The sequence below is a fragment of the Alteromonas sp. ABH2_165 genome (assembly GCF_056159945.1).
Window position 1 is genome coordinate 19,163 of record NZ_JBSWWF010000008.1, and the last position, 26,208, is coordinate 45,370.

Genomic DNA, 26,208 nt, shown 5'->3' on the forward strand with positions numbered 1-26,208 from the left:
ACGATGACGGCGTCAGATAAAACCGCAACCACAGAACAGCAGGCTCACTGGTCGCAAACCCGTGAAGCCGGCACCATGGCAGCCATGCGACTGGTGTTTTTTATTTACCGGGTATGCGGCCGTAAAGTGTTTTCGGTCATCATGTATCCGGTGGCGCTGTATTTTGTCCTGTGCCGCAAGGAGCAGCGTGAAGCATCGTTGCAATATTTGAATGCGCACTACCGCTTCAAACCTGAAGTTTTGCAGCGTAAGCCTGGCTATCGACATGTTCTGCTGCATTTCAAAACCTTTGCCGAAGTGATTCTGGATAAGATGCTGGGCTGGTTAGACGAAATTACCGAAAAAGACTTCGTACTCAGCTCGCCAGAGAATATTGATGCCCTGCACAATGACGACCGAGGTCAACTCATTATTGGCTCTCATTTTGGTAACCTGGAGTTTTGCCGGGGCTTTATGCACCGTTATCGCAGCAAGGTTATCAATATACTGGTGTACGATAAGCACGCCGGCAACTTCGTTAAAATGATGCAAGACGAAAATAACGAATCCCGCCTTAATGTCTTCCAGGTTGATGAATTTGATGTTACCACCATCATGATGCTGAAAGAAAAAATTGATGCTGGCGAGTGGGTGTTTATTGCCGGTGACCGAGTGCCCTTGAGCGGCCTGGAACGTACCGTTGATGTTCAATTTTTAGGGCAACAAGCACCGCTACCCATCGGCCCTTACATGCTGGCAAAAGCGTTGGCCTGCCCGGTAAAGCTGATGTTTGCTTATCGCTATAAAGCGGCAGACAACAAGGTGTTGTTTGATGTGGCGCCGTTGTGTGACAAATTGCAGATCAACCGCAAAACTCGCCAGCAGGATTTACAGCATTATGCGCAACAGTTTGCGTCGAAACTGGAAGCACATTGCCTTAACGCACCGTATCAATGGTTTAATTTTTATGATTTCTGGCAGCCCGGCGACACCACGTCTTTAACAGCGGGCACCAAAGGGGAAGGGAAGTAATGTCGCAGGAAACCCGTTTCGACAGCCGGTTGTTTGAGTTAATTCCTCACCGTCCGCCCATGTTATTGATTAACGAAGTACTGAATATCACCGAAACCTCATCGGCATCGCGTACCTACGTTGATGAAGAAAGCCCGTTTTTTGAAGCTGACAAGGGCGTCCCTGCCTGGATTGGTTTGGAATACATGGGCCAGACTGCCGCGCTTATCGCCGGGCATCAGCTTGCTCTGGGGAAAGTGTCGCCGCATTTAGGGTTTCTGCTCGGTACGCGGTCATTTAAAACCCACTGCGATTACTTTGCGCCGGGTAAGTACACGGTGCGCTGTGAAGAAAAAGCGCTGGTGGGCGATGGGCTTGCAACGTTCGATTGCTTCATTGAAAATGAGCCGCAAGACGGTAGCGAAGTGCAGTGTTTGGCAACGGCGAGTTTGTCGGTTTTCCGCCGGCCGGTTTAAAGAAAAGGATGTAGTTTGAGTAACAATAATGACAGACGGGTTGTGATTACCGGTGCCGGTGTAGTGTCTGCACTGGGTGATGAATGGTCGCAGGTAAAATCTGCGCTTCAGTCGATGAAATCAGCAGTATGCTACATGGAAGACTGGAAAAAGTATGACGGTCTTGGCACCTATCTGGCTGCTCCCATTCACGACTTTGCGTTGCCCGATCACTACACCAAAAAGAAAAAGCGCAGCATGGGGCGTGTTGCCCAAATGGGTGTGCTGGCCACAGAGCGTGCGCTGGCTGATGCTGGCCTAACAGATGATCCGGTGATCCGCTCTTCTGCGACGGGTGTTGCTTACGGTTCCGCCACAGGCAGCAGTGAAGCAGCACTAGAATTTGCCCCTATGCTTGAGAACTTTTCGACTTCTCGCATTAACAGCAGCACCTATCTGCGCATGATGAACCACACCGCTGCGGTGAACATTAGTGTGTATTTTGGTACCCAGGGTCGCATGTACACCACATCGAGTGCCTGTACGGCGGGTAGCCAGGCCATTGGCTATGCGTATGAAGCCATTAAGTTTGGTCAGCAGGATGTGATGATTGCCGGTGGCGCAGAGGAATTGTGTCCTTCCCAAGCAGCGGTATTTGATACCCTGTTCGCGGCCAGCACCAAAAATGATACCCCGGAAGCCACGCCTCGGCCTTACGATCGCGACCGTGACGGCCTGGTACTGGGTGAGGGTGCGTGTACGCTTATTCTTGAGTCCTACGAACATGCAAAAGCCCGTGGTGCGAACATCCTGGCTGAAGTCACGGGTTACGCCACCAATACCGACGGTGCTTATTTGGTTAAACCTAATCCAGAAACGGTGCAACGTGTGATGGCCTCAGCCATGAAAGATGCCGGTGTAACCGCCGATGACATTGGTTATGTATCGGCACACGGCACGGCAACGCAGCACGGTGATATTGTGGAAAGTAATGCGACCTATCAGGTTGTGGGCGCTAAGCCAATTAGTTCGCTGAAAAGCTATACCGGCCATACGTTGGGTGCTTGCGGCTCATTTGAAGTATGGGCAACCATTAATATGATGAAAGAAAACTGGTTTGCACCCACATTGAATCTGGATAACGTTGATCCAGAATGTGCACCGCTGGATTACATCCGCCAGGAATGCCGCGAAATCAAAACCGATTGCTTTATGAGTAATAACCTTGCCTTTGGCGGTATCAATACCTCGTTGATCATAAAGCGGGTTTAAACGCAAAACATTGCCGTGAAAAACAAACAAAAAGGGCGTCACGAATTTCTCGGGACGCCCTTTTTATTTAACTGCCGGTAAACTGATTATCTTTTCTTTTTCAGTGACGCATGGAGCGCATCAATGTTTTTGCGCAGCAGCTTACCGTTAGGTTCGCGGGGCAGGGCATCTACCACGTACACAGGTCGCGGCACAAAAGCACTGTCTAAACGGGCTTGTAAGAAGCGCACCAATTCCGCTTTTTCTACACCTTGCTTCAGCGACACAATGGCGACAAGGCGGGTTACCGGGCCTGCTGATTCAGGATGAATCACAATGCCATCTTCCAGGCCCTTAAACGTCAGCAGCGTTTGGTTAATGGTAAATAGTGAACCCCGTTTACCGGCAATCTTTATCAAGTCGCTTGCCCGGCCAGACAACACAAAGTGATTGTCATCTTTAAATTCAATGAAATCTTGCAGTAGGGTATCTGAGGGCAAATGTTCAGCGCGTACAGTGGTGGTACCGTCGTCCTGCGCAAAATCAATGCCTTCAAACTTAAACCAGGCTTGCTCCTTGGCAGAACGTCGTACCGCCATTGAGCCCACTTCACTGCAACCGTACACTTCTCTTAATGGCGCGTTGAATTTCTGCTCCACTTCGGTGGCAAGTTCAGTGGTAAGCGGGGACGTGGCGCACAGCACGGAGTGGGCGTGAACGTCAGTGGTCATATCGGCACACAGCGCCCGCAAATGTACAGGGGTGGAAACCAGTTGCTTGGGTTCCGGCAAAGCCGCGAAGGAATCCAGAATATCCCGTGGGAACAGCGGCTTTGCATCACTCATGCAAACTTTACTGAATAACGGCAATAACGCGGAAGTTTCAAACCCCCACATGTGTTGTGCCGGCATGGTGGCCAATTGATACAAGGTCTCTTCACAATCCGGGATCATGAAGGTGTAGTTAATCAGGCTGCTGCGGTGCAAGGTGCGCCAGTACTTAAGATTCGGTTTCGACTTTCCGGTAGAGCCGGAAGTAAAGCTAATACAAGCTAGAAAGTCATCTTCAACAACAGGCACATCCACAGTGCGATTTTGAACCGGTGCGTTTGCAGACAGAATATCGAATGCCGGCAGGTTTGGGCTAATTTCTCCGCCGTCATGAATGATAAAACAATCAGTATAATCTTCATTTAATTGATCCTGCGTGGCGACATTTTTGCTCGACGGTAATAAGGTGGTTGTACCGCGTAAAATTGCGGCACAAAGTCCCACCAGGAAGAGGTAGCGGTTTTCACAAAGATTAATAGCATGACCACGATGGGTCAGCGCTTCAGCCACCTGATTGACATGATTGAGAAACTGATTCGTAGACACGGGCCCTACATCAAGGCCAACGGCGTTTATAGGCTGTGTAAGAAAGGCAATTGCATCTTCAGATGTGCGGGTAACTAGCGGAAACGTATTTGACATGAATAATTGATTTACTGGTGTTCACGAATGTTAACAGCCAAGGTAAAGGATGCGTCCATTCGCTTTATTTTCGATTTTCGCTAGTTTAAACTACCGCCCAGTCAAAAACTAATTCTGTATCATGGAATGATCGTCTGAAAATAAGCAAGCAGAGCGTCAGGGAGTTGGTTTAAATCAGTTTTTCTCTGCCTGTTTGCACCATCATTCGTGTTTGCAGTCACACCAAATTCAGTTGTCCCATGTTAAAACAGCAATTTTGTTCCTCGCCCGCTAACGAATTAATCTCCAGTGTAAACGCGCTGGCGGTAATGCCACTTACTAATCAATGTGAACCGTTTGGTAATGGTCTTATTGCTACCGGGTTAGAAGGCGCGGTTGAAAATGCCGGCAATGAACTGTGGTTAATAGAAGGTGAGGTTAGCCGAGGGCAAACGGGTAAATGCTTCTGGTCTAAAACCGACGACGTAATTTGTGTTGCCCATTGGCTCACCAAAGACGAATGTGAAGACATCGAACAACAAACCTATGCGGCCTATTCTTCCATTTTGAATATCTTAAAAGCCCAGGGTTTTGTACATCCATTTCGCTTTTGGAATTATTTGCCGTCGATAAACGTGGGTGAAGGCGACAATGAGTTGTACAAGAAGTTTTGTACCGGACGTTTGAATGCGTTTGAGGCTGCTGGTATGCCGCCGCAAAGCTTTCCGTCAGCCTCAGCGCTCGGTCATCATACCGACGGTGCGGTTTTTTACGTGTTTGCCAGTAAGGTGGAGCCACGTCACTATAACAATCATCATCAAGTTAACGCTTACGAATATCCTCGTGAGTACGGTATTTCCAGCCCTTCGTTTGCTCGTGCTACCGCGCTAACCCTTGCTGATTCTCACTTCCTGTTCATTTCAGGTACCGCCAGCATTACCGGTCATCAAACCCGTGGCGAGGGCGACCTGGAAATGCAGCTTACGGTGACAATGTCTAATATTCGTCACCTGCTGGAAACGGCAAACCCGGAAGGTTGTCAGCTGTCTACCTTTAAAGTCTATATTCGTCACGCCAAAGATGCGGCTTTTGTACGCGACTGGCTTTCGACTCAATATCCAGACGTCGATGCGGTGTACACCCTTGCGGATATCTGCCGCAAAGACTTGCTGGTCGAAATAGAATGTTTCTGTGTCTAGCGCGCTCTCTTCTGAAGCCACGGCGCTCTCATCACGTAAGGGCGCAGGCATGGTAGCCACAAAGCTGCGCAAAGCCTGGCAAATCTTCAGTGCTGGCGTGAGCTATATCCTTTTTGGTGTAGGCGCGTTGCTGGTTGGGGTTTTCTTCCGCTTGATGAGTCCGGTTACTATTATTTCGCCGGCGAAAAAGCAGCGCATGATCCGTTGGTGTATTCATAAAGGGTGTCTCACGTTCATCCGTATCATGCGTTTCTTTGGGCTGATCCGCTATTCCTTCGACTTAGACTCAATGCATACCGCACGCCCCGGGCATATTCTCATTGCGAATCATCCGTCGTTAATCGATGTGGTATTGTTACTCGCCGTCAACGAGCAAATGTGCTGTTTTGTGAAAAGCGCGGTGTGGGATAACTTTTTTACCGGTGCAGTGGTGCGTCAGGCCGGGTTCATTCCTAATAATGCCGAGCAGATATTACCTATGGCCGCGGCCAAGCTGGCAGCCGGTGAGAATATTCTTATTTTTCCCGAAGGCACCCGCACCAAAGAAGATAACGTTTTACGCTTTAAGCGAGGCGCGGCCAATATGGCGGTGGCTGTTAATGCGTCTATTATGCCGGTGATGATAGAGTGTTATCCGCGGGCGCTGAAAAAAGGCGATAAGTGGTACGATATTCCACCAGGCGGCCCGGCTTTTACACTGCGTTCAGGTGAGTTGATGGCGTTAGACGAATGTATCGACACCACGCTACCACGACCTAAGCAGTACAGACATCTCACTCAATTTCTGGAAAACTATTACAACAAACAGCTGTCAACAGAGATAGCGGCAACGCCGGAACAGCTGGAAAATTCATAGAGGGAATGCGAAATGAATGCGGAAAAACAAAATATTCTTGATCAGGTCAGAGACACTCTGGTTGATCTTTTCGAGCTTGAGCCAGCGGAAATCGTGCCGGAAGCCCGTCTTTACGAAGACTTAGATATCGACAGTATCGATGCGGTCGATTTGCTGGTAGATCTGAAAAAGAGCATTAACGTTGAAATTTCACCGTCGCAGTTCAAGCAGGTAAGAACAATTCAAGACGTGGTCGACGTACTCGCCGAGTTACCTGCAAAAGCGTAATACCATGAAAAAAAATAGCCTGAATATCGATATTCCTTTTTTCGATGTGGATGCATACCGCGTGGTTTGGCACGGTAATTATCCAAAATACATCGAAATGGCCCGGTGTGCATTGTTGTCTGAAATAGGCTGCCCGTACAGCGTCATGGAAGAGCAGGGATTCTTTTTTCCCATTGTCGATATTCAGGTGAAGTACATTAAGCCTCTGCTGTTTGAACAAAAAGTAGTAGTGGAATCCTGGTTGACTGAATGGGAAAACCGGCTGAAGATCAGTTATGTGATAAAAGATCGCGACACCGGCGAAGTGTTCACCAAAGCCAAAACGACCCAGTTTGCGGTTGCGATGCCAGAACAAATCACCCAATATGAGTCTCCAGCCTTTCTCACTGACGCAATCAATGCATGGATAAGTCAATCATGAGTCGCTTTTCGCCAGCCCGTTTGGGTTTAGTCCTTTTCAGTGTTGTGAGTGTATCGGCCTTGGCAGAGCAGAGCTCCGCCAATGAAGAAACCTTACTGTCGTCGATGTTTCCTTCGGGTTGTCACTTTTCCGGACACTTCAGCCAGCAAAAAGCAATGGAAGGGCTACCGGTACCATTGAAATCGGCAGGAGACTTTTATTATTCCTGCGATTTGGGGTTGGTATGGCACTCCATCGAGCCATTCAGTGAAGCTATTTTATACGTAAATGGTACTAACAACTTCAGGGCAGAGGACGACGGTACACTCACGCCGTTGAGTGGAGTAGCCCGCTATATCATGTCGAATATTTTTATTCGGTTACTTAAGGGTGATACCGGCTACTTTACAGACGAATTTGCGATCACGCAGGAAGACAGTGGTGCTCTGCTACTTATACCGGAAAGCGACATGATGCGCAAAGGGCTGGATGCCATTCGCATTAGTCAGGAAAACACCGATAACGCTCAGCCAGCCGTTACCATAAAAGTGACCGATGCCACTGGCCAAAACACCCAAGTGCTCATCGACAAGATTCAAGCATACGAGTTTGACGGTAAGCGCAAGGCGTACGAACAATGCGAAGCGTTGTATGCTGACAAAACCGACTGGTGCCGCGTGTTGCGCTCTCCAGGCCGTTTTGAAACCTATTAATTACAACTTATGTCGCTCTTTATTCGGCTGTGCTTCGTTTTTACCCTTGTGGCAGGGATCGTATTCGCTTGCGTAAATCCTCAGTCTATTAAGATTGATACCAACCTCAATGATTTAAATCCGGAGAAAGTGAGTGACCCCGGCTTGCAGTTCGCTCTGGATGCGCTGACCAACGATATCAGCCAGCGCTTCATTGTGGTGGTGAAAAGCGACAACAAAAAACACGCCGCAGACGGCGCCAAGGCGTTGCAGTCTGCCATCAACACGCTGCCAGGCTTACAAGCACTCACCAACGAAAATCAACAGGGTGGCTACCTCTCTGCGATTACGCCCTACCGGTTTAATTTCCTTTCCGACGCTCAACGAGACGCACTTGAATCCGACACCCCGGAACAAATGGCGAAGGCCGCCCAGCGCAAGCTCTATCAACTGGGGGAAGGGATCAGAATGGTGCCGTTCGAAAAAGATCCCCTCGGTTGGTTTTCCGATTATCTATTGGGGCTGACCGAGCAAATTGAATCCACCGAGTCTATCGAAGCGGAAGGGGAATACGTAAACACCTTCACCGTGATTTTTAATGACTTTCCTGGCGGTATGGCTGAACAAAACCAAGTTTATCAGCAAATTACCGAAGCAGAGCAATCTGTACGCGATGAATTCAATGTGTCGGTACTGCACTCCGGCATGTTCTTTTTCGCTGTTGATTCTGCGCAGTCTGCAAAAGCTGACATTCAACTGATTGCAGTGGGTTCGATAGCTGGCGTGCTGGTGCTCATGCTGCTGGTATTTCGCTCGTTGTTACCGCTTACCCTGGCGCTCAGTTCCATTGCCGCCGGCGTTGGCTTTGGCATACTTACCAGCGTGTGGGTGTTTGGCTCTGTGCATGTACTTACTATTGTGTTCGGTGCGAGTCTTATTGGTATCGTGGTGGACTATTCACTGCATTATTTTTATCACTTTCTATCGAGCGCGTCGCAAGTAAACGCGCAGACTTCACGACACCACGGCGTACTTTATCGGGCTATGGTGCTTAGTGTGATTACCTCGCTAGTAGGTTATGGCGCCTTAAGTATTGCCGATTTAACCATTCTAAAGAAAATTGCGCTTTTCTCTTGCGCCGGTTTGGGCATGGCCTGGCTGTGTGTGATGCTGCTGGGCCCTTGGGTGGTGCGCCGTCCTATTGAAGCCCGCCAGGCCATGTTGAAAGTGGTTATCGCGTCGTTGCAACGTGTTGTTGCCCGACGCCCGAAAGCGCTCGCCGCCACTGGATTATTGCTCGCTGCCGGTAGTCTGCTGTATGTGCTGAGTGGTGGGCTTCAGGTGAATGATGATCCTCGCCGTTTTTTCCATGTATCTCTTACGTTACTGCAGCAGGAACAAGCTGTATCTTCGCTCACCCAGGTTTACGAGCCCGGTCGGTACTTGCTTGTACGCGGGCAAGAATCCCAAGACATATTCAATGCGCTAGAAGATTTTTATGCTTTTCCCGGCGTGAACAAGGCCGCGGTGAGCGGTATTGGCGACTGGTTGCCTTCGCCTGAAAGGCAGCGAGCAGATTACGCTTCCCAGGCTAAACTTTATGGGCAGGGCGGCGTTCTTGATGTATTTGCTGCTTTGGGATTGCCGGCTGAGTCAGTGTCACCGGTAAAAACTGAATACACAAACGCTGCCGGAAAGGTCCTTGATTTTACCGAGCTATCAAGCCAGAACGCCACACTTCCACCGCTCTGGAGTGAGAAAAACGGGCAGATATACAGCTTCGTACTTATTCGCAAAAACAGTGATTTAACGGCATTGAAAGCCGCTGCCGAGGCGATTCCTGCCATTGAGTATGTGAACACTTTGGGCAATGCATCGAAGGCACTTAAGTCTCAGCGCGAAACTGGGGCTATGCTGTTAGTCATTGCTTACGTACTGGTCGCGCTTTTGCTGGCGCTGTGGTACCGCAGTGCGTCTGTTATTCAACTTTTACTTATCCCCGCTTCTGCCAGTTTGATTGCCGTTGCTGCTGTGCTATTGGCCGGTCAGGCGCTGAATGTGTTTCACATCATGGCGTTATTCTTGGTACTTGGCCTGGGTATGGACTACATCATTTTTGCCCGGGAAATGGCAGACAAGCCTGATACCACCCAGCAGGCTATTTTACTCTCGGCGATCACCAGTTTGTTGTCATTCGGTTTGTTGGCATTCAGCGCCATGCCGGTTGTGCAAGCCTTTGGCAGCATTATTCTGATTGGAAATACGATTAATTTTATTGCGGCGATAAGCCTGTTTAACGGCAAGCCGGAAAATAAGGAAAAAGGATCTCATGTCTGAGCAAAAAAGAATCCTCGTCACAGGTGCCAGCAGTGGTATTGGTAAAGCAACAGCTTACAAGATGGCGGCGCAAGGCTTCGCCGTGGCGGTGCATTACCGCAGTGGTAAAGAGGCCGCGAAAAAAGTGGTCAACGACATTCTTGCTGATGGCGGAAATGCTGTAGCTTTGCAGTTTGATATTGCCGACAGAGAAGGAACCAAAACGGCTATTGAAGCGGATATTGAACAAAATGGCGCGTATTACGGTGTGGTGTGTAATGCCGGTGTAACCCGGGATACTGCGTTCCCAGCCATGACAGGTGATGAATGGGATGGCGTTGTTCACACCAATCTTGATGGATTTTACAATGTGTTGCATCCGGTGATCATGCCAATGATCAGGCTGCGCCAGGGTGGCCGCATCGTAACGCTATCGTCTGTATCTGGCCTCATGGGCAACCGCGGACAAACCAATTACAGTGCATCTAAAGCGGGAATTATTGGTGCAACCAAAGCCCTGGCTATTGAACTCGGTAAGCGAAAAATCACCGTAAACTGTGTGGCGCCGGGTGTTATCGAAACCGGCATGATTGAAGGTGCGGTGGCCGATGAAGCGAAAAAAATGATTCCGCTGGGGACATTTGGTAACGTGGATGATGTTGCCAATACGATTGGATTTCTGGTTTCTGATGAAGCCCGATATATCTCCCGTCAAGTGATTAGCGTAAACGGCGGCATGTACTAACTTTTTGTGAGTGAATCTCAATTAATGGAGAAATGATGAGATATTTAACGACAGCCATGATGGCACTGATACTAACACTCAGCGTGTTGTCCTCAAAAGCCTTTGCAGAATTGACGCCGCAAGAGCAACGACTAGCGGATATGATGCTTTCCGGCGACATGACGCAACTTCGAGCGGCATCCAAACAAATTTACAGCGCGAAAATAGCAAACCCTGAATTGCTGGATATCGCTGCAGCCATTCTGTTGAAAAAGTACCCTCATGCGACCCGCAGTGAAGTGGACTCACTGGCTTGGGTAGCCCGTGCCATTGGCGCATCTGAAAATGGACGTTATTACAGCGTGTTGTCTGAAGTGGTGGAAAAAACCACCATCGACAAACTGGAACGTCATGCGGATAAAGCCTTAGATGACCTTCCTGGTGCTGAAGGTGAACAGTTCGCTTACGGCATGTACATGTTGCCTGAAAAGCTGTACAGCAAGGAGCTGGATAGCTCAGTAATTAGCCGCCTTAAGTCGCAAATGACAGCGGGTGATCTGTCTAACCTTAAGCAGGCTGCGAAAGAAATGACTTCAAGAGAATTGAAGAGCCAGGCGCTCTGTGACATCGCAGCTGAAATCCTGCTGAGAAATTATGCGTCAGCACAGAAAAATCAACTTGATACCTTTGCATGGTTAATGAATGCCATTGGACGCAGCGGCATGGCCCGCTACCACGATGTGTTACTGGAAGTTGAAGAAAACAGTGAAACGAGAAAGCTGCGCAGATATGCGGAATCTAACCGCGAAGCGCTCAATGAAGAGACGGCAGAACAATACAAGTTAGGCATGTTCGACGAGCCTCTGCCTGATTACGCATTCTGATAGTGAATCATCACAGAAAATTGGGCGCTGATGCTGTATGCTTAGCGCCTTAATTTTACTAGTTAGTTAAAGGTTACCCCGCAACATGAGTTCCGAGCAAGCAAGCAGTTCCGGTCAGGGAAAGCGCCTCAATAAATACATCAGCGACACCGGCCATTGTTCCCGTCGGGAGGCTGACAAGCTGATTGAACAAGAGCGGGTAACCATAAACAACCAATTGCCTGAACTTGGCACCAAGGTGCAGCCTGGCGATAAAGTGAAAGTCGACGGCAAGCTCATTGGGGCTGTTGCTGCAGACAAGTCTGACCGGATTTATATTGTTTATAACAAGCCGGTGGGGATCACCTGCACTACCGAGCGCCATGTGAAAGGCAACATCATTGATGCCATTGGTCACAAAGAGCGCATCTTCCCCATTGGGCGATTAGATAAGCCATCGGAAGGGCTAATCCTACTGACCAGCGATGGCGACATCGTGAATAAAATTCTGCGGGCGGAAAACGCCCATGACAAAGAATACGATGTGACCGTAAACCAGCCCATCAGCGGCCGTTTTCTGCAAAAAATGTCTCGCGGCGTACCTATTCTCGGCACCGTGACGAAGCCTTGTACGGTAGAGTCGAGAGGCCGTGACCGTTTCACCATTATTCTGACCCAAGGACTTAACCGACAAATCCGTCGTATGTGTGAGTTTTTAGGTTACGACGTACTGAAGCTAAAGCGTACGCGCATTATGCACATTACCTTAGGCAATTTACGTCCCGGACAGTGGCGTAATCTTACGCAGAAAGAACTGGATGTGCTGAATAAAGCCGTGGAAGGTTCATCGAAGACAGCGCCGGAAAAACGCTAGATTCCCATTTTATCAACGCATAAAAAAGCCGCCTGACTGCAGCAACAGTTCAGGCGGCGATAATACGCAATTCACATAAAATCGATTTAGCTTGCCATGCGCGGAGCGCAGTCAGCGAGTAACGATTCAGCACTCGGATATTTCTGATTTCCCACCTTACAGAATCCACCAAACGCATAAAGCGCTTTCAGTTTACGCTCCACCTGTGGCGTGATGTCTGCTGCCGACAGCTTATGCGTTTCAATTCCTTTGTTGTCATGTACCTGGATATTCATCATGGTAATCTCTCTGTGGTTGTACAAGTGCGATAACTGCAAAAGATAAAGCAAGGACGTTGCCAGAATGACACCGAAAGAAATGGCAATAACCTTTACCGCAGCCCCGCTCCTTGTGTTATGGCATTTCATAAATATCTGAAAAGTTGTCTGGCTGAAAAAATGCACAGGAAGACAATATCATCATAGCCCAACATTCACGTGAATGTGTTAAGCAGCGTGAATTTTATTCCAACTACCGGGAATTTTTATTCCACCGGCGGTGGCGCTTAGCTTACTTGCTCAGAGTAGGGCGGTGGTGTTGCAAAACGATTACAGCAATGACTATAAGAACAAAGGTGTTTCGTCGCCATAAAGGCATAAAAAAAGCCCCGGCTGGGCTAACTCAGTGTTACCGCGCCGGGGCTTTGTTTGAATCTAACAATTAGAATTTATATTTAATTTCACCGTACACGTATTGGCCGCGCAGCATATGGGTTTCAGCCACATAGCCGTATCCGCGGGCAGTGAAGGGAGGATCGGTGTCGAACAGGTTATTGACGCCCAGGGTAAAGGTGGTTTCATCGTTAAACTGGTAGTAAGCCTGTAAGTCTAATAGCGTTTGAGAGTCAACCATATCTGCTTCAGACGCTTCAATTTCAGATAAAGCCTGGAAGCTTTCAAATTCGCCAATGTAACGCACAATACCCGTCAGACCCAGATCACCGAAGGTCCAGTCTGCTGTCATACGAGCGCGGTTTTTCGGATAATTCAGCTCACCGGCGTATTCAATACCGTCTTTTTTGAACGAATCAATATAAGACCAGTCGAGACCAAACTTCAGTTGGCCCATATCGGCCAGATCAAGCAAATAACCGGCAGATAAATCTAAACCACTGGCTTCCTGCGAACTCAGGTTTACGTAAATGTTGTAGATACGGTCGATTTGCCCCAGCGTTTCGCCAGGAAGTGGATCAAAACGGATACACACCGTACTGTCTTGGTTGTTACATTCGGCAGCGTAGATGTTCTCAACCGGGTTCTGATCAATCTTGTTATCTTGTTCAATACTCCACAGGTCGGCAGTGAAGTCAAACTCGTCAGTGACTTGCCAAACAATACCGAAGTTCCAGGTGGTAGATTCTTCTGGTTGCAGCACCGCATCCGATGTGTAGATAACGCCGCGCTCACGTTCGCCTTCACAAATGCCGTCTGACTAACAGCGGTAATAGTCGTCTACCAATGGTGAGTCTTGTGATGGGCCTAAGCCAATTTGTGCCAGAGACGGCGCGCGGAAGCCCTGACCCCACGAGGCACGTACGGAGAAGTTATCAAGTGGACGCCATGACACGGCCACCATTGGATTGGTGGTTGAACCAAAATCGCTGTAATCATCGTAACGGCCAGCCAGTGTGACGTCGAAGGTGTCGGTGAACGGCACCAGGAACTCTACGTAGGCGGCAGAAATGTCACGAGACGCCGCAGCAGAAATGGCTTCGGTACCGAAAATCAGGCCACGTTGGAATTGCTCATCCGGGTTATCGGCAACATCTTCTTCACGGTATTCTAAGCCTGCAGCCACTTGCACAACTGCAATAAAAACCTTTTCCTGGCATCACTGGTCAACCTGCTACATAATTGGGCCTGAAGTTTTTTCCCTTCCTGAATAACATGATTAGAAAAACAACGTTTGGCTTCATTGGCTTGGGTATTCTGGTGGCCTCCGCGATAACCATTAACGCCATTCACCACTTATACAGCATGAAGCGCATTTCCTTCGATCCTCAGCTTAGTGAAATCTCCGGTATTGAGTTTGATAAGCGTGGCCGCCTGTGGGCAATTAATGACAGCGGTGATGATCCGGTGTTGTATCAACTTAATGACGACGGTTCTATTGCTCGCCAAGTAGCGGTGACCAACGCAAAGAACATCGATTGGGAAGACATGACCCAGGATGCATTCGGGCATTTTTTCTTAGGTGATTTCGGCAATAACAACCAATCGCGAAAGTGGCTGACCATTTATAAAATCGAAAACCCAATCGATATAAAGTCAGACGAAACTGAAGCGGAGATTATCAAGTTCACCTATCCTGAAATGGATGGTTCGGAGATCGCCCCTGATCAACGAAATTTCGATTTAGAAGCCTTCGTGGAATTCAATCATAACCTGTACCTGTTTACCAAAAACCGGACGTCACCCTTCGACGGCATTACCAATCTTTATCGCATAGGTGATTCTGCCGCGAACTTTGACGCTGAGCTGATAGGGTCATTTAAAACCTGCACAACGCTAGAAAAACTGTGTTGGATAACCTCAGCGGCATTAAGTCCTGATCGCAAAATGCTGGTATTGCTGGACTCCACCAGTCTTTGGATTTTTGAGAATTTTGAAGGCGATAATTTTTTCTCGGGTGATGTGTCGCGGATTGACTTGGGGATTGTGACGCAAAAAGAAGCAGTGTCTTTCTACGACAGCAATACCATTGTTTTTACCGACGAAGAGTTCAACGGCATAGGGGGTAACGCCTATGTAGTGAAACTAGATGAAACAAAGCGCAAGCGAATTCGCCGTTATCAATCGGATACCGTGGCTGACGAAGAGCCCGAAGCCTTGGCGCCAGAACCGCAATAAACCACATGAAAAAAGGGCGATAACGCCCTTTTTTCATATCTGTAAGCAAGTGCTTAAGTCGCTATTGGTATACCGCAATACTATTTAATAACAGTGTGGCATCGGTATTATGGTTATCCAGCGTAATGGTCATGGTGTGATTGCCGGGGGCCAGGTCAAAACCCCAATTCAGAAAGAAGCGGCGGGTGAGATAGTTCACCGGCGCGGTTTCCGTATTTGCTGGCTTGTCATCAATCTTGATAGTTGCCGTGATCACGTCGCCATCTTTGCCAAGCGCGTCAGCAATTACCGTAATTCCCCGGCCATCGAAGCGATATTGGAAGGTGTCAGGCATGGTAATACCGCCTTGATAATCGGCCAGGAAAAATGGGTCGTAACGCTCTTTTTCCGATGGATAGCAATTGCGGTGAAGAAAATAAAAATCCGCCCCGAAGGGCGGATCTGACCGTGATTAATATTATACGATCTTGCACGAGGTGTATTACGCGCCGGTCTACAGTTCCTGTATACCCATCGAATACAAGGTAAAGCCATAGATATCGGCATATTGTTCAATGGTTTTGTGTACTGGCGTGCCAGCACCGTGTCCGGCGTCAGCTTCGATGCGAATAAGCATGGGTTTGGGGCCGCCATTCTTGTCTTGCAGTTCCGCAGCAAATTTAAAGCTGTGTGCTGGTACTACGCGATCGTCGTGATCTGCTGTAGTGATAAGCGTAGCCGGGTAGCTTTCACCTTCTTTAACGTTGTGAATGGGCGAATAACCAAGCAGGTATTTAAACATTTCTTCGCTTTGTTCAGAGGTACCATAATCATAAGCCCAGCCTGCGCCAGCAGTGAAGGTGTGATAGCGCAGCATGTCGAGTACACCAACAGCAGGCAACGCCACCTGGGCGAGATCAGGACGTTGAGTCATCACTGCGCCTACCAGCAAGCCCCCGTTTGAACCACCGCGCAGCGCCAGATATTGTTTGCTGGTGTAATTGTTTTCAATCAGGTATTCACCGGCTGCGATGAAGTCATCGAACACGTTTTGTTTTTGCAACTGCGTACCCGCTTTGTGCCAGGCTTTACCGTACTCGCCACCACCACGAATATTTGGCACAGCATAGATACCGCCCAGTTCTAACCAGGCCGCCACGGTTGCACTGTAGCGAGGCGGTAGACTGATATTAAAGCCACCGTAGCTGTAAAGCATAGTGGGATTTTTACCGTCCAGTTTTAGCCCTTTCTTGTGCGTGATGATCATGGGTACTTTCGTACCATCTTTAGAGGTATAGAATATTTGCTCAGAGGTATACGCATCGCTGTCGAAGCTGGTGGACGACGCGCGCACCAATTCGGTTTCACCACTTTCGATATCGAGCTTATAGATTGCCTGCGGCGTGCTGTAATTCTCGAACATAAAATATGTTTCGGTGGCATCTTTGCCGCCAGTGAATGAACCGATGTCACCCAGGCTGCGCCCCGAAGATTCAACAGAGCCAATACCGGCCAGGTCGATGTCGCGAACAAAGCTGCCGTCGAGGTTGTATTGTTTAACCTGTGAAATGGCATCGACCATGTATTCGGCAAAGAAATAGCCGCCAACGGTGGTAACCGACAACACATTGTCGGTTTCAGGAATTACATCTTCCCAGTTTTCCAGTGCCGGTGCGTTTACATCGAAACGAATCAATTTGCCGTTAGGTGCGTCCAGATCGGTTTTCACATAAGCATAGCCGTCTTTGATCAGCAGCAAATCGGTATCGGCTTCCAGTGAGGGTTTCAGGGTAATGAAATCACTTTCAGGTTTGGTTAAATCTTTCATAAAAAGGCGATTGCCCGAGGTAGATTCGGCAGCGAAAATCAGCAGGTATTGGTTGTCTCCGGCTACCGTTGCGCCGATGTAGCGGTGTTTCTGTTCAAGGGTATGTCCAAATACCTTATCATCGTTGCTTTGTGGCGTGCCTAGCTGATGATAGTAAATTTTATGCTGGTCGGTTTTCTCGCTTAGCTCTGAGCCTTTTGGCTTGTCGTAACTGGAATAATAAAAGCCGTCGTTCTTAAACCAGGAAATGCCGCTGAATTTCACGTCTACCAGTTTATCTTCAAGCAGCGTTTTACTGATTGTGTCCATCACATAGACGGTGCGCCAATCACTGCCACCGGTTGAGGTCATATAAGCAGCCAAGGTGCCGTCTTCTGAGAATTCTACGGAAGCCAGAGAGACCGTGCCATCATCGCTGAATGTGTTCGGATCGATAAAGACTTCAGGCTCACCACCGTCTTTCTGACGATATAACACGCTTTGGTCTTGCAGACCGTCATTTCTATAGAAGTAGCTGTACTCACCTTCCTTGAAAGGCGCGGAGATGCGTTCGTAGTTTAAAAGGGTACTGACCGTTTCGGCAATTTTCTCCCGATAAGGAATATTACTCAGGTAAGCCTGGGTAATCGCATTTTCGGCTTTTACCCAAGCTTCAGTTTCAGTGCTGCGATCGTCTTCCAGCCAGCGGTAGGGATCGGCAATCTGAGTACCGAAGTAGGTATCTACCACAGTGCCTTTCTTTGTTTGCGGGTAGTTGAGCGGACTCTTCGTTGAAGCGGTTTCTGACATCGCGGTTTCCGGTTTTTCTGCAGACGGCTGACAAGCCGTAAGTGCGGGTATAAGTAAAAGTGGAGTGAGTTTCCTGGTTAGGTGGCGCATTCGCTGTCCCTGTTTGTTGTTATTGTCAAATACCAATATAAACGGGGAGGTGGAATTGAAGCAAGTGCAGACCTTGTTCACGTATAAACCGCCTGTTTAAACGGTGTAAAAGTTGCCCGACCGGCGCGTAATGGTAACGGTTAAAACAAAAGAGACTTGGCATATCTTATTTATCATTTGCACTAATATTCCTAAATCACGACAATTTTATTTTCATAACTAATTGATATAAATGAACTTGGTAGCCTATTCAGTGAACACTAGACAGGATTTAATCGTGTCAGCATCTTATCCGGAACAGAATTTGAAACTCTCTTTTGATTAGTCCTCTTTTAATTCCAGCGTAATCCTTCGAAGGAGCAAGTCATGTCTTTTATTTCTGCCGGTCATTTGCAACAGTTTGAAAATCTCATTCCAGTTCGTAAAACACTCGACGATACCGACATTCTTATTATACGAGATGGTAGTAAAGTTATTGCCAGCAGCCCTGACTGTCCACATAAAGGCGCGCCCCTGGAAGACGGGGCGGTATGTCGTGGCAAGCTGGTTTGTCCGTGGCACAAAGCGGCTTTCGATATTACTTCTGCAGATGTATGCGAGCCACCGGCGCTTACCGGTCTGAAACGCTACGCCATAGAAATTAGAGAGGGTGAAATTTTTGTCGATACCAGCGTGGCAACAGACAGTACTGGGGATCGACAAAATCGATTAACAGCAGTCAGCGACCGTGCCCACGTAGTGATCATCGGAGCTGGCGCAGCTGGTAGTGCCGCATTACAAACTCTGGTAAATAATTGTTTCAACGGGCAGATTACCGTTATAGACCCAGATCAGCACGCGCCTTATGACAGAACCTTACTCACAAAAGCCGTGCCAGCGGGTGATATGGAACCTGAAGACGTTCCAACCTTAGATGCTGTTGATGCGATGCTGCGCACAGAAGTGACCCGCTTAATGTCGGCAGTGGCTGAAATCAATACCCGAGCGAAACGGGTTGAACTGAAAGACGGGCAAACCGTTAACTTTGATCGCCTTATTATTGCAACTGGTGGCGTACCGGTTCGACCAGATTTGCCTGGCGTAAATCTCTCAGGCGTTCATACGCTAAGGAATGTGGAGCAGGTTACGCACGTTATTGACGATGTGGAGAACACTAATCAGATCAGTATAGTGGGGAACAGCTTTATTGGCTTGGAAGTTGCCGCCGCGTTGAAGCAACGCAATAGCCGGATCCGGGTGCGGGTGATAGCGCCCGATCCGGTGCCGTTTGAAAAGCAGTTTGGCAGAACAGTGGGACAATATTTCCGTAACTTACATGAAGGCAAAGGAGTGGAATTCGTTAATGACGAGGTGACTGCATTTACCGGTGCAGAAAAGGTGACTGGTATAGAACTGGCATCAGGCCAATTTATCGAATCCGATTTGGTGTTATTGGCTACCGGTGTCAAAACAGATAGACATCTTCTTAACAGTTTACCCCTGAACAATGATGGTCAGATTAACGTTGATGCATACCTTCGAGCGTCAGAGCATGTATATGCCGTGGGCGATATTATCAGCTACCCCTACAAGGGTATCGTGATGCATGTAGAGCACTGGCGTACCGCCCAACAGCAAGGTAAACACGCAGCACTAAATTTGCTGAGGAGTCTCGGGAAGCAAGGAGAGCTTCAGGCATTTGATAAAACGCCTTACTTCTGGACAAAACAATATGATGACAAGTTTGAATATGTCGGACATGCAAAAAGCTGGGATGATATTGAAACGGTGGGGGCGCCAGGCGACGAGCATTTTCTGGCAGTTTTCCGACAGGAAGGCAAAGTGGTTGCCGCATTGGCAAAGGGTTATCCCAAACTGACAGCAAAAATGGTCATCGAAATGGATGACCATGTGCCATTATCGTCGATAATGGCTAAGCTGGAAGCTGCCTGACGGCATATGGCTGCTGATTTCGGTCAGCAGCCACGCCATATTCATTCCCACTGATAATCAAGCTTTAGCCCAATAGTACGCGGTCGCGAATAGGCTGACGTAGCACTGAATCCGAGAAAGCCGGGGCTTACATAAACACTGGTTTTTTGCGTGTCGTCTTCAATATTGGTAACGAAAGCCGTAAGGGTAAGTGCATCGCCGGGAAAGGCATAGGTGACGGTGGCATCTGTACGCGTGTAGGCTTCAACTTTATCAATTTCAGGATGATTAAATTCGCGTAAGTACATGTCATCCTGCCACAGGAAATTCAATGCAGCGGTAATGTAGCCACCGTTACTCACTTCGGTACCGAATTCTATGCCAGCCTGCACACTGCTTTGCGGCACAAAAGGGATTTTGTTTCCGGCTAAATCTGTGCGGCCTAGGCCAGCGGGATCTTGTTCATTAAATACGGGCGCCGGATCGCGGGTATCGGTACTGAACAATTCGTCAAACTCCGCATCGGTTAACGTGTAATTAAAAAACAACTTCCAGTTGGCATCAACGATATAACGACTATCTATTTCAAAGCCTTGAATGGTGCTTCTAGCGGCGTTTGAAGTAAATTGTCCGGGCGCATTGTTCACGGTGGTGAGCGTAGTCAATTGCATATCTTCATAGTCGTAGTAAAAGCTATCAAGATTGACGCGCAATCGCTTATCCAGCCATTCAGATTTAACTCCAAATTCATAGGCCATCAGTTGCTCAGCATCGTAAGGTAAACCATTCGATGTGAGGTTAAAGCCTCCGGCTTTATAGCCAGTGGATGCCGAGGTATACACCAACATGTCTGAAGACGGTGACCATTCCGCCCCCAAACGCCAGGTGGTTTCTGAAAACGAAGCGTCGCCAGAATAAATATCATTCGGGATATCGGGTGGAAACGGGAGCCCGAAGTTGCCACGTGTCACTTTCACACCGCGTTTGTTGTCGCTGGTGTAGCGCAATCCGGCAGACAAATTCAGGGTATCTGTTAACGTGTATGTGGCCGAGGTAAACGCTGCCGTGGTTTCGCTTGTTCCGTCTTCATCGAGAAGAAAGTCAGGTAAGCTGATAAGGCCACCTGGTGTAAGGCCGTTTAGTCGAACCCGGCGGAAAATAAAGGTATCTTCGACAAAATAGTAGCCGCCAAGAAGCCAGGTCAATACATCGTTGCTGCTTGAAGACAAACGGGCTTCAACACTTTTGGCAATGCTGTCCTGCTCTTTGTTGAATATACTGATATCAACCGGCGAGGCGTCGAAATCTTGTTGCAGACGGGACTTTTGATCCATATACGACGCTTGCAGAAAGCCTTCCAGTTCGCCAAATGTTTTGGTGAGTCGCACAAACGTACTGGCGGTTTCTGTATGTTTATAGGCCTCGGTATTATTGTCTGCAATCAACGGATCTTGCGGATCTTCAGGCATGGTAACGAGTAGCGCTCGGACAGGGGGCGGCCCTCCAATGTTACGCTCGAGGTAGGTCATGTTCACCCCGGTGCCTTTCAAATCGCTGTAGTTTGCAGAAATCAGTAGCTGCAAATCATCGTCAGCGTTGTATTGATATTGCCCTTTTATCGTCACATCGCCATCGGTACCGAAGAAATCATCGGTTCCCGGTTCATCGGAAAGGTTTCGAACATATCCGTCTTCTTCGGTATACACAGAGGAAAATCGCACCGCACTTTTTTCGTTAATCGGTAAGTTGACGAGCCCTCTGAGCTCTCTTAAGTTGCGTTCCCCCACACTGACACCTGCCTTGGCTACGAAATAATCCTTGGGTGTGTTGGATATTACGTTTACCACGCCACCTGTTGCATTTCGGCCATACAAGGTGCCCTGTGGGCCGCGTAGCACCTCCACTCGCGCAATGTCGTAAAGAATGGCTGAACCGCCAGCAGGGCGCGCGATGTAATTGTCGTCGATGTAAAAGGCAACCCCGGAATCGGAGATAGAACTGGTGCCTTGCAGTCCAATGCCTCGGATAGATATTTTAAATCCATCCTGCTCCTGACCCACATGCAGTGCGGGTACATAAGATTGTAAATTGGATAAATCATCGATGTTTCGCTGTTGCAGCATATTGCCAGTGAAAGCCGAAATCGCAATAGGGGTCGATTGCAATGTGGTGACTTTTTTCTGCGCCGTGACTTCTATGACCTCCGTGCGTTCTTGCTCAGAATTGTCGTTCGTCGATTGTGCAAACGAGGGTAGCGATGCGGCAGTAAAAAGACATATAACGGAAGTAAACTGTTTGGGCATTGCCTGGCCTGCAACGAATGGTCTGAATTAACGTATATCTAGTTATAGAACATTTCAGGAAATAGGGTTAATTCGGTTTGAACAGGCCAAATAGCGAAATAATGCGCGTTAGAATGTGAATAACATGAACATCCAGTAGGTTCCGTCGTCATTCATCATGGTAGTCGGGCTAGGTCCGCCAGTAATACCAAACATCCCGCTTCGCATGTCATCGTACCTCCTGTACAAAATTTGACTTCAATTTTTACCATACTGGTTTTGTAGGTAGATGAAAAGCCATTATTTTTCTCAAATATCTTTGTTGTGAGTCGTATGTTAACAATCTTTAATCAACCAAAATATAAAAGCGCAGGTATCCATTAATGACACGTTCGAAGCCGTTTCACGTTCGTGCACATTTTTTAATTATCAGGAGAAACGAAATGAAAATGTTCAAAACCGCCAGCGCACTTCTTGTTACCGCTTCATTGAGCTTCAGTGCAATGGCTAACCATCATAAAGGTGAAAAAGACATCGTTGATACCGCGGCTTCGGATTCTCAGTTTTCTACATTAGTGGCTGCTGTGAAAGCGGCTGGTCTGGTAGACACGTTGAAGGGTGAAGGTCCTTACACTGTGTTCGCTCCAACCAACGACGCTTTTGAAGCATTACCTGAAGGAACGCTCGGCGAACTGCTGATGCCGGAAAATAAAGACAAGTTGGTGGAAATACTGACTTACCATGTCGTCGCCGATGAAGTGATGGCCTCAGAAGTCGTTGAAATGGACGAAGCAACGTCAGTTGAAGGTGCGCCAATTGATATTACGGCTACCAGTAGTGAAGTAATGGTGAATGATGCCAAAGTCATGGCAACAGACATTGAAGCGTCGAATGGCGTGATTCACGTGATTGATAAAGTGATTATGCCTGCCGAGATGTCAGCCGGTTTATAAGTGCGCGTAAAAGTTTAGTGAAATCCCCTGTGACAAGGTGAAAGTAAAAATCCGGACATGCGTTCGGATTTTTTGTTTATTCTTCGCTTGCTTCGCCTTTGGAGATGAAAAAAGCGGATTAGGTAATCCGCTTTCGGGTGAAGTTGTTGTGGTGTTAATTGCCGTAATTTTGTAGCAGTTGTTCATCCACTACGCCGTTATATTTAAATACAACGCCGTCTTTCATTACCATATCCACATCACGAATAATGTTCATGTATTTCAATACGTCGCCGCGAACGGCAATAATATCGGCCACTTTTCCAGGGGTAACAGAACCGTATTTGTCTTGAACTCCCATCATGACTGCAGGCCAATAGGTGGCCGAACGAATAGTTTCCATGGGGTCAAAACCCATATCGTGTACCCACACCGCCATTTCTTGCCAGGTGGACTGACAGTGAAATTTCATCGGAATACCCGAATCGGTACCTACTAGCATCATCACGCCAGTTTCTTTTAACTGTTTAATTTTATTCTTAATCGTTGGCGTGCGAAGTGGTGTGAGTTGCATGTAGCTCAGGTGACCTGGCTTGGCGATAGACTGTTGAATATCTGCAATGGTGTCGTCCTTCAATCCACGTTTCCAACAAGCGTCATCCAGTTCTTCCGGGTTAGCGACTAAATCAGGGTAGGTAAACAACCCTTCCATGGTGGGTGTCCAGAATAACAGACCGTCGAAGATCCCGGTGGAAGTGCGTTCTTTCAATGCATCCAGCACATCCTGAGGGTATCCCGGCGCAGTGGTGAGACCAGTGTGTTCAAAGCTGTCTACGCCAATTTCTACACCGAGACGAATTTCGTCAGGCTTGTGAGCGTGGCCGACTACTTTCATGCCGTATTTGTGTGCTTCATCTACAATTGCTTGGGCAACCGGGCGCGGCAAATCATCCTGATCAATAAGCTTCACGATCTCCATTCCCGCATCGTGCAGCCGTTTTACCTTGCTTGCTGCATCCTTGATATCTCTCACTTCCCAGCGATAGTGACTTTGCCATTCGTCCACGTGGTATTGCAAAAATGGGCCTGAGGTATAGAGGTTAGGTCCAGGTATTTCACCCTCTGCCAGCTTCTTTTTAATGGCCACTGAATCGTCAAGGGGCGCGCCAAGATCTCTCACACTCGTCACACCCGCTAACAATAATTGGATCAAAGATGCGGGCATGATTTCATCAACCTGACGATCGCGATACGCTTCCTGCCAATGTGTGTAGTTAGCATGGCCATTCAGCATGATATGAGCATGACTTTCCCAGAGGCCAGGTAAAACATCCTGACCTTCGGTAGAGACAACGCGATACCCTGGCGGTACATCAAGAGTATCAACGCTGCCGACTTGCTCGATAATGCCGTCTTTGATGAGGATAACGCTGTTACGTAAGGGGAGCTCTGCTGTTCCGTCAATCAAACGGCCACCTACCAAAGCCACATTTTCTGCCATTACCGGAAAGCTGAATATACCCATTGTGGCAAGCGCTACAATGCGATTACGTAAGCCCATATAACATCCTTTTTTTATTATAAATGAATGGTCAATTTATGTACTCTTAGCGTCACTTGCAACAAGTAAGATTGAACTACCGGAAACCAGCCGATTTCCCCGAAATAGAAAGCACGGGTAAACGCTACCCATAAGCAGGAAAACAAGGTTCAGTTAGACGCCATCTGACCCGACACTTTATCGACCCCATCGGGATATATTTTCATAGTCTGTGAATCTCTTTCTCTTTGGTCTTACTTTCTTTCATTCATTTTTCCACCCTAATCTTTAGGTGGAATTAATTAAGTTGTTGAAGTTTATGATCTTATAGTCATGTTTGCTTTCTGGTTTCCAGGCAGAAAAACCGGTACATAACTTGAATTGCCACTACCACGCGAAAGTAGAGCAAATGCTCGCTTTAAATCTCAATGAATATGAATAGGGAGAGGCATGGAGTTTCCGCAAATCGATAAAGCGTACGAGCTTATCAACGAAAAACTGCAAACCTGGCTGGAAGGTGGCATTAAGCATCTTCCCAATATTGTGGTTGCGTTGTTTATCGCCATTGCATTCGGACTCATTGCTAAAGTGGCTGGAAATATTCTTCGTAAAGGCTTACGAAGGGCGTTTGAATCCCGGCAAATTGCAGACCTTCTTACTTCCATAGCCAAAGCGTTTATCGTTTGTGCGGGTATTTTCATTGCGCTGGATTTCATCGGTTTACAGGGCACGGTAACGTCTCTGCTCGCCGGTGCCGGTATTGTGGGTCTGGCCATCGGTTTTGCCTTCCAGGACATTACAGAAAACTTCATTGCCGGTGTAGCCATGGGCATTCGCAAGCCATTTGAAATTGGCGATGTGATTCAGGCCAATGACGTATTCGGTAACGTGGAAGAGATTAATTTACGTAACACCTGCGTTCTGACGTTCTACGGGCAGCGGGTTATCATTCCGAATAAGATCTTGTTTCGAAATATCCTTACCAATTACACCGTTTTACGTCATCGCAGAATCGAAATTCCGGTGGGCATTTCCTATGCCGACGACCCACAAAAAGCCCGTCAGGTCATTGTGGATGCCATGAATGAAAAAGACTATGTCATCAACAAAGATGAGACCAATGTTTATGCCGAATCTTTTGGTGACAGTAGCGTAAACCTGCTGTTGTGGTTTTGGATACGCTATCCCGGTGAACCCAATTATATGGAAGTGAGGCACGACGCCATTGTGACCATTCAGCGAGCGCTGAACGAGGCAGACATCCTTATTCCATTCCCAATTCGAACGTTGGACTTTGATGCCAGAGGCGGCGAGAAGCTTAACGCGATGCTGAGCTCATCGAACTTTTCAGATAAAAGTCGTGAGCGCGAGTCTGGCGAAAGCCAGGTAAAAAAAGACAGTGCTGATCAAGCCGGTCCGGGTGATGCGGCACCGGAAAGTTAACAGGAGAGTTAAAATGAGTTCACTACAACAATCACGGGCGTTACGCGGTAAATATCTGGTAATTCTATCGGCATTCCTGGTTAGCCTGCTTAGCGGCTGTGCTACCGTGGAAGGCGTGGGCAAAGACGTGCAGTCTGCCGGTGAAGCACTAGAAGATGCTTCCGAAGACGCCCAGAACTAAAAGTGCC

At 48.0% G+C, this 26,208-nt stretch carries 23 protein-coding genes and 1 pseudogene; 17 read left to right on the forward strand and 7 right to left on the reverse strand.

From position 1 onward, the window contains the following. Positions 1–3: 3 nt before the first annotated feature. From ACXAFQ_RS15490 to ACXAFQ_RS15500, 3 genes are read left to right on the forward strand one after another with little or no spacing between them, the layout of a single operon-like run. Positions 4–1,011 carry an LpxL/LpxP family acyltransferase gene (locus ACXAFQ_RS15490; RefSeq protein WP_474824224.1) on the forward strand — a complete coding sequence of 336 codons (1,008 nt, stop codon included), beginning with the start codon at positions 4–6 and terminating at the stop codon, positions 1,009–1,011. Then, complete coding sequence (locus tag ACXAFQ_RS15495; protein ID WP_474824226.1) at positions 1,011–1,466, forward strand: hotdog family protein; 456 nt, start codon at positions 1,011–1,013, stop codon at positions 1,464–1,466. The genes ACXAFQ_RS15490 and ACXAFQ_RS15495 overlap by 1 nt, the downstream gene beginning before the upstream one ends. Before the next feature lie 15 nt (positions 1,467–1,481). Further along, positions 1,482–2,717 carry a beta-ketoacyl-ACP synthase gene (locus tag ACXAFQ_RS15500; RefSeq protein ID WP_474824228.1) on the forward strand — a complete coding sequence of 412 codons (1,236 nt, stop codon included), beginning with the start codon at positions 1,482–1,484 and terminating at the stop codon, positions 2,715–2,717. 86 nt (positions 2,718–2,803) lie between these two features. Here ACXAFQ_RS15500 and ACXAFQ_RS15505 read toward each other — a convergent pair whose 3' ends face one another. Beyond that, positions 2,804–4,168 (reverse strand): AMP-binding protein, encoded by a 1,365-nt coding sequence (locus tag ACXAFQ_RS15505; protein WP_474824230.1) that lies wholly within the window; start codon positions 4,166–4,168, stop codon positions 2,804–2,806. A gap of 239 nt (positions 4,169–4,407) precedes the next feature. On the opposite strand from ACXAFQ_RS15505, the gene ACXAFQ_RS15510 reads away from it, so the two are divergent. The 9 genes from ACXAFQ_RS15510 (at position 4,408) to rluF (ending at position 12,338) form a co-directional block, all read left to right on the forward strand. Next, the gene (locus ACXAFQ_RS15510; RefSeq protein WP_474824232.1) at positions 4,408–5,346 is read left to right on the forward strand and encodes a chorismate transformation FkbO/Hyg5 family protein; all 939 of its coding nucleotides are present in this window, start codon (positions 4,408–4,410) and stop codon (positions 5,344–5,346) included. Beyond that, positions 5,339–6,202, forward strand: coding sequence for a lysophospholipid acyltransferase family protein (locus ACXAFQ_RS15515; protein WP_474824234.1), 864 nt, complete (start codon positions 5,339–5,341; stop codon positions 6,200–6,202). The genes ACXAFQ_RS15510 and ACXAFQ_RS15515 overlap by 8 nt, the downstream gene beginning before the upstream one ends. 12 nt (positions 6,203–6,214) lie before the next feature. After that, positions 6,215–6,469, forward strand: a complete 255-nt coding sequence (locus ACXAFQ_RS15520; protein ID WP_070125610.1) for an acyl carrier protein — start codon at positions 6,215–6,217, stop codon at positions 6,467–6,469. Between the two features lie 4 nt (positions 6,470–6,473). Beyond that, positions 6,474–6,890, forward strand: a complete 417-nt coding sequence (locus ACXAFQ_RS15525; protein WP_070125611.1) for an acyl-CoA thioesterase — start codon at positions 6,474–6,476, stop codon at positions 6,888–6,890. After that, positions 6,872–7,582, forward strand: coding sequence for an outer membrane lipoprotein carrier protein LolA (locus ACXAFQ_RS15530; protein WP_474824238.1), 711 nt, complete (start codon positions 6,872–6,874; stop codon positions 7,580–7,582). The genes ACXAFQ_RS15525 and ACXAFQ_RS15530 overlap by 19 nt, the downstream gene beginning before the upstream one ends. A 129-nt stretch (positions 7,583–7,711) precedes the next feature. Further along, the gene (locus ACXAFQ_RS15535; RefSeq protein WP_474824240.1) at positions 7,712–9,898 is read left to right on the forward strand and encodes an MMPL family transporter; all 2,187 of its coding nucleotides are present in this window, start codon (positions 7,712–7,714) and stop codon (positions 9,896–9,898) included. After that, complete coding sequence (fabG, locus tag ACXAFQ_RS15540; RefSeq protein ID WP_474824242.1) at positions 9,891–10,622, forward strand: 3-oxoacyl-ACP reductase FabG; 732 nt, start codon at positions 9,891–9,893, stop codon at positions 10,620–10,622. Before ACXAFQ_RS15535 ends, fabG begins: the two co-directional genes overlap by 8 nt. A 35-nt stretch (positions 10,623–10,657) precedes the next feature. Further along, on the forward strand, positions 10,658–11,485 hold the full coding sequence (locus ACXAFQ_RS15545; protein ID WP_474824244.1) for a hypothetical protein: 828 nt from the start codon (positions 10,658–10,660) through the stop codon (positions 11,483–11,485). An 85-nt stretch (positions 11,486–11,570) separates the two neighbouring features. Next, the gene (gene rluF, locus ACXAFQ_RS15550; protein WP_474824246.1) at positions 11,571–12,338 is read left to right on the forward strand and encodes a 23S rRNA pseudouridine(2604) synthase RluF; all 768 of its coding nucleotides are present in this window, start codon (positions 11,571–11,573) and stop codon (positions 12,336–12,338) included. Between the two features lie 86 nt (positions 12,339–12,424). Here the strand turns inward: rluF and ACXAFQ_RS15555 are convergent, their stop codons facing one another. Continuing rightward, a complete protein-coding gene (locus tag ACXAFQ_RS15555) occupies positions 12,425–12,616 on the reverse strand; it encodes a hypothetical protein (RefSeq protein WP_474824248.1) in 192 nt (63 codons plus the stop codon). A 421-nt stretch (positions 12,617–13,037) separates the two neighbouring features. Beyond that, positions 13,038–14,180 (reverse strand): annotated as a pseudogene (locus ACXAFQ_RS15560) (TonB-dependent receptor domain-containing protein). 83 nt (positions 14,181–14,263) lie between these two features. On the opposite strand from ACXAFQ_RS15560, the gene ACXAFQ_RS15565 reads away from it, so the two are divergent. After that, positions 14,264–15,226, forward strand: a complete 963-nt coding sequence (locus ACXAFQ_RS15565; RefSeq protein WP_474824250.1) for a hypothetical protein — start codon at positions 14,264–14,266, stop codon at positions 15,224–15,226. A 61-nt stretch (positions 15,227–15,287) separates the two neighbouring features. Here ACXAFQ_RS15565 and ACXAFQ_RS15570 read toward each other — a convergent pair whose 3' ends face one another. Then, a complete protein-coding gene (locus ACXAFQ_RS15570) occupies positions 15,288–15,560 on the reverse strand; it encodes a hypothetical protein (protein WP_474824252.1) in 273 nt (90 codons plus the stop codon). Positions 15,561–15,719: 159 nt separating this feature from the next. Next, positions 15,720–17,822: a prolyl oligopeptidase family serine peptidase gene (locus ACXAFQ_RS15575; protein WP_474824254.1), complete on the reverse strand. Its 2,103-nt coding sequence runs from the start codon at positions 17,820–17,822 to the stop codon at positions 15,720–15,722. A 456-nt stretch (positions 17,823–18,278) separates the two neighbouring features. On the opposite strand from ACXAFQ_RS15575, the gene ACXAFQ_RS15580 reads away from it, so the two are divergent. Next, positions 18,279–19,844, forward strand: coding sequence for an FAD-dependent oxidoreductase (locus ACXAFQ_RS15580; RefSeq protein WP_474824256.1), 1,566 nt, complete (start codon positions 18,279–18,281; stop codon positions 19,842–19,844). A 41-nt stretch (positions 19,845–19,885) separates the two neighbouring features. Here ACXAFQ_RS15580 and ACXAFQ_RS15585 read toward each other — a convergent pair whose 3' ends face one another. After that, entirely contained in the window at positions 19,886–22,126 is a 2,241-nt protein-coding gene (locus ACXAFQ_RS15585; protein WP_474824258.1) for a TonB-dependent receptor, read from the reverse strand. Between the two features lie 428 nt (positions 22,127–22,554). On the opposite strand from ACXAFQ_RS15585, the gene ACXAFQ_RS15590 reads away from it, so the two are divergent. Then, a complete protein-coding gene (locus ACXAFQ_RS15590; RefSeq protein WP_474824570.1) occupies positions 22,555–23,058 on the forward strand; it encodes a fasciclin domain-containing protein in 504 nt (167 codons plus the stop codon). Between the two features lie 154 nt (positions 23,059–23,212). Here ACXAFQ_RS15590 and ACXAFQ_RS15595 read toward each other — a convergent pair whose 3' ends face one another. Then, the gene (locus ACXAFQ_RS15595) at positions 23,213–24,598 is read right to left on the reverse strand and encodes an amidohydrolase family protein (protein WP_474824260.1); all 1,386 of its coding nucleotides are present in this window, start codon (positions 24,596–24,598) and stop codon (positions 23,213–23,215) included. Positions 24,599–25,027: 429 nt separating this feature from the next. Between ACXAFQ_RS15595 and ACXAFQ_RS15600 the strand changes: the two genes are divergently transcribed. Together ACXAFQ_RS15600 and ACXAFQ_RS15605 are read left to right on the forward strand one after the other, a co-directional pair. After that, positions 25,028–26,020 carry a mechanosensitive ion channel family protein gene (locus tag ACXAFQ_RS15600; protein ID WP_474824262.1) on the forward strand — a complete coding sequence of 331 codons (993 nt, stop codon included), beginning with the start codon at positions 25,028–25,030 and terminating at the stop codon, positions 26,018–26,020. A 13-nt stretch (positions 26,021–26,033) separates the two neighbouring features. Further along, on the forward strand, positions 26,034–26,201 hold the full coding sequence (locus tag ACXAFQ_RS15605) for an entericidin A/B family lipoprotein (protein WP_474824264.1): 168 nt from the start codon (positions 26,034–26,036) through the stop codon (positions 26,199–26,201). The last annotated feature ends 7 nt before the right edge of the window (positions 26,202–26,208 follow it).

Coding starts and splice junctions, on each gene's coding strand:
- ACXAFQ_RS15525 (WP_070125611.1), top strand. CDS start 6,474: ATGAAAAAAAATAGCCTGAATATCGATATTCCTTTTTTCGATGTGGAT.
- ACXAFQ_RS15495 (WP_474824226.1), top strand. CDS start 1,011: ATGTCGCAGGAAACCCGTTTCGACAGCCGGTTGTTTGAGTTAATTCCT.
- ACXAFQ_RS15595 (WP_474824260.1), bottom strand. CDS start 24,598: ATGGGCTTACGTAATCGCATTGTAGCGCTTGCCACAATGGGTATATTC.
- ACXAFQ_RS15585 (WP_474824258.1), bottom strand. CDS start 22,126: ATGCCCAAACAGTTTACTTCCGTTATATGTCTTTTTACTGCCGCATCG.
- rluF (WP_474824246.1), top strand. CDS start 11,571: ATGAGTTCCGAGCAAGCAAGCAGTTCCGGTCAGGGAAAGCGCCTCAAT.
- ACXAFQ_RS15520 (WP_070125610.1), top strand. CDS start 6,215: ATGAATGCGGAAAAACAAAATATTCTTGATCAGGTCAGAGACACTCTG.
- fabG (WP_474824242.1), top strand. CDS start 9,891: ATGTCTGAGCAAAAAAGAATCCTCGTCACAGGTGCCAGCAGTGGTATT.
- ACXAFQ_RS15555 (WP_474824248.1), bottom strand. CDS start 12,616: ATGATGAATATCCAGGTACATGACAACAAAGGAATTGAAACGCATAAG.
- ACXAFQ_RS15570 (WP_474824252.1), bottom strand. CDS start 15,560: ATGCCTGACACCTTCCAATATCGCTTCGATGGCCGGGGAATTACGGTA.
- ACXAFQ_RS15510 (WP_474824232.1), top strand. CDS start 4,408: ATGTTAAAACAGCAATTTTGTTCCTCGCCCGCTAACGAATTAATCTCC.
- ACXAFQ_RS15575 (WP_474824254.1), bottom strand. CDS start 17,822: ATGTCAGAAACCGCTTCAACGAAGAGTCCGCTCAACTACCCGCAAACA.
- ACXAFQ_RS15530 (WP_474824238.1), top strand. CDS start 6,872: ATGGATAAGTCAATCATGAGTCGCTTTTCGCCAGCCCGTTTGGGTTTA.
- ACXAFQ_RS15600 (WP_474824262.1), top strand. CDS start 25,028: ATGGAGTTTCCGCAAATCGATAAAGCGTACGAGCTTATCAACGAAAAA.
- ACXAFQ_RS15545 (WP_474824244.1), top strand. CDS start 10,658: ATGAGATATTTAACGACAGCCATGATGGCACTGATACTAACACTCAGC.
- ACXAFQ_RS15605 (WP_474824264.1), top strand. CDS start 26,034: ATGAGTTCACTACAACAATCACGGGCGTTACGCGGTAAATATCTGGTA.
- ACXAFQ_RS15590 (WP_474824570.1), top strand. CDS start 22,555: ATGTTCAAAACCGCCAGCGCACTTCTTGTTACCGCTTCATTGAGCTTC.
- ACXAFQ_RS15580 (WP_474824256.1), top strand. CDS start 18,279: ATGTCTTTTATTTCTGCCGGTCATTTGCAACAGTTTGAAAATCTCATT.
- ACXAFQ_RS15565 (WP_474824250.1), top strand. CDS start 14,264: ATGATTAGAAAAACAACGTTTGGCTTCATTGGCTTGGGTATTCTGGTG.
- ACXAFQ_RS15505 (WP_474824230.1), bottom strand. CDS start 4,168: ATGTCAAATACGTTTCCGCTAGTTACCCGCACATCTGAAGATGCAATT.
- ACXAFQ_RS15490 (WP_474824224.1), top strand. CDS start 4: ATGACGGCGTCAGATAAAACCGCAACCACAGAACAGCAGGCTCACTGG.